The following is a 2,267-nucleotide window of genomic DNA, read 5'->3' as shown; positions in this document are numbered from 1 at the left end:
AAGAGACAGGTGTACAGGGGCAGACGGGGGTCGACGGGCTGCTCGGGCCAGGTGTCGCGGATCCAGGCGTGGTCGGGGTGGTCGCAGATCAGCCAGGCGCGCTCGGCCTCGGGGCCTGCCATGACGTTGAGGTAGTACATGTGGTGGCCGGGCACGGCCATCGACGGCCCGTGCCAGCCGTCCGGGATCAGGACCACGTCGCCGTCGCGCACCTCGGCCAGCACGTCCGTCTCCCGGCCCGGTCCGGACGGGGAGACCCGCTGGTAGCCGAGGCCGGGGGTGCCGCCGTGGGGGGCGAACTCGAAGTAGTAGATCTCCTCCAGGACCGACTCCTCGCCCGGCCGGTGCTCGTCGTGCTTGTGCGGCGGGAAGGAGGACCAGTTGCCGCCCGGGGTGAGCACCTCCACGGCGATGAGCTTGTCGCACTCGAAGACGCCTGCCGCGCCGAAGTTGTTGACCTGGCGGGAGCAGTTCCCGGTGCCGCGCAGCTCCACCGGTACGCCGGAGGCCGGGCCGTAGCGGGCGGGCAGGCGCCGGGTGCAGCGGGCGCCGGTGAGCGCGAAGCGTCCGCCGCCGGTGGAGGAGACGGTCGTACGGGCGTCGCGCGGCACGTACGCGAAGTCGCTCACGCCGCTGAACACGCTGTCGCGGCCGGTCAGTCGGAAGGTGTCCGTGCCGAAGTCGTCGGTGGCCTCGACCGTGCAGCCGCCGCTGAGCGGCAGCACGATCCACTCGCTGTCGCCGGTGTCGAAGGTGTGCGACCCGCCCGGCGGCAGCTCCAGCACGCGCAGGCTGGAGTAGCCCCAGCTGGCGGACTCGGGGTCGACGTCCACGACGTAGGGGCCGCCGAGGGCCTTGCCGGCGGGGAGGTGGTAGGGGCTGGTCACGGGATGCCTCCTTGTCACGGCGGGCACGGGGCGTTCTGGCACGGCGAGTTCGGGTACGGCGGGCTCGGTCACAGCATGCCCACGGCGGTGTCGACCGCGGTCTCCACACTGCCCTCGGCCGGGTACAGCAGCGACCGGCCGACGACCATGCCCTGGACGGTGGGGAGCCTGAGGGCCTTGCGCCAGCGCTCGTAGGCGCCCTCCTGGTCGCGGCCGACCTCGCCGCCGAGCAGCACGACCGGCAGCGTGGAGGTCTGCAGCACCTCGGCCATGTCGTCCGGGTCCTTCGTGACGGGCAGTTTCAGCCAGGTGTAGGCGGAGGTGCCGCCCAGTCCCGAGGCGATGGCGATGGAGCGGGTGACCGCCTCGGCGGACAGGTCGTTGGAGACCCTGCCGTCGACGCGGCGGGAGAGGAACGGCTCGACGAACACCGGCAGCCGCAGCTCCGCCATCTCGTCGACGGCCCGCGCGGTGGACTCCATGGTGGCCAGCGACCCCGGGTCGTCGTAGTCGATGCGCAGCAGCAGCTTGCCCGCGTCGAAGCGGAGCCGGGCGATGTCGCGGGCCCGGTGGCCGGTGAAGCGGTCGTCCATCTCGAAGGACGCGCCCGCGAGGCCGCCGCGGTTCATCGAGCCCATCACGACCTTGCCGTCGAGCACCCCGAGGAGCAGCAGGTCCTCCAGGATGTCGGCGGTGGCGAGCACCCCGTCGACGCCGGGCCGCGACAGCGCGACGCACAGCCGCTCGAGCAGGTCGGCACGGTTGGCCATGGCGAGTCTGCGGTCACCGACGCCGAGCGCTCCGCGCGCGGGGTGGTCGGCGGCCACGATCATCAGCCGGCCGCTGTCGCCGATCAGCGGGCGGCGCACCCGGCGCGCGGCCGCCTCGGCGACGGCTTCGGGACGCCGGGCCCGTACCGCGGTCAGGTCGGGGATGCTGAGAGTCAAGACGAAGCTCCGTTCAGGGAGTTGCTCGCGCGAGGAGGTCGTCGACCTCCGCCTCGGTGGGCATCGCGGAGGAGCAGGCGAGACGGGAGGCGACGAGGGCGCCGGCGGCGTTGGCGTACCGCATGGTCCTCGTCAGGTCCCAGCCGGACAGCAGGCCGTGGCAGAGCGAGCCGCCGAAGGCGTCGCCCGCGCCGAGGCCGTTGACGACCTCGACGGGCACCGGCGGGACCTCGGCGCGGGTGCCGTCCCGGTGCACCGCGAGGACGCCCTTGGGGCCCTGCTTGACGACGGCCAGCTCCACACCGGCCGCCAGCAGCGCCTCGGCGCAGGCCTCGGGTTCACGCACGCCGGTGGCGATCTCGCACTCGTCGACGTTGCCGACGGCCACGGTGGCGTGCCGCAGCGCCTCGGCGTAGTACGGGCGGGCCTGGGC

Annotated in this window: 3 protein-coding genes; all 3 read right to left on the bottom strand. The window is 73.4% G+C overall.

The genetic code is table 11. From position 1 onward, the window contains the following. Positions 1-887: 5-deoxy-glucuronate isomerase (gene iolB, locus C1I97_RS35620; protein WP_111007076.1), on the bottom strand; the 887-nt coding region annotated here is incomplete at its 3' end. A gap of 68 nt (positions 888-955) precedes the next feature. Further along, complete coding sequence (locus C1I97_RS35615) at positions 956-1,834, bottom strand: Cgl0159 family (beta/alpha)8-fold protein (RefSeq protein WP_111007075.1); 879 nt, start codon at positions 1,832-1,834, stop codon at positions 956-958. Positions 1,835-1,847: 13 nt separating this feature from the next. Beyond that, on the bottom strand, positions 1,848-2,267 hold a 420-nt coding region (locus C1I97_RS35610), incomplete at its 5' end, for a PfkB family carbohydrate kinase (protein WP_258382902.1).

Origin of the sequence: Streptomyces sp. NTH33, assembly GCF_003236365.1 — a bacterium.
Lineage (GTDB): Bacteria > Actinomycetota > Actinomycetes > Streptomycetales > Streptomycetaceae > Streptomyces.
This window is presented reverse-complemented; position numbering and strand designations above follow the sequence as displayed.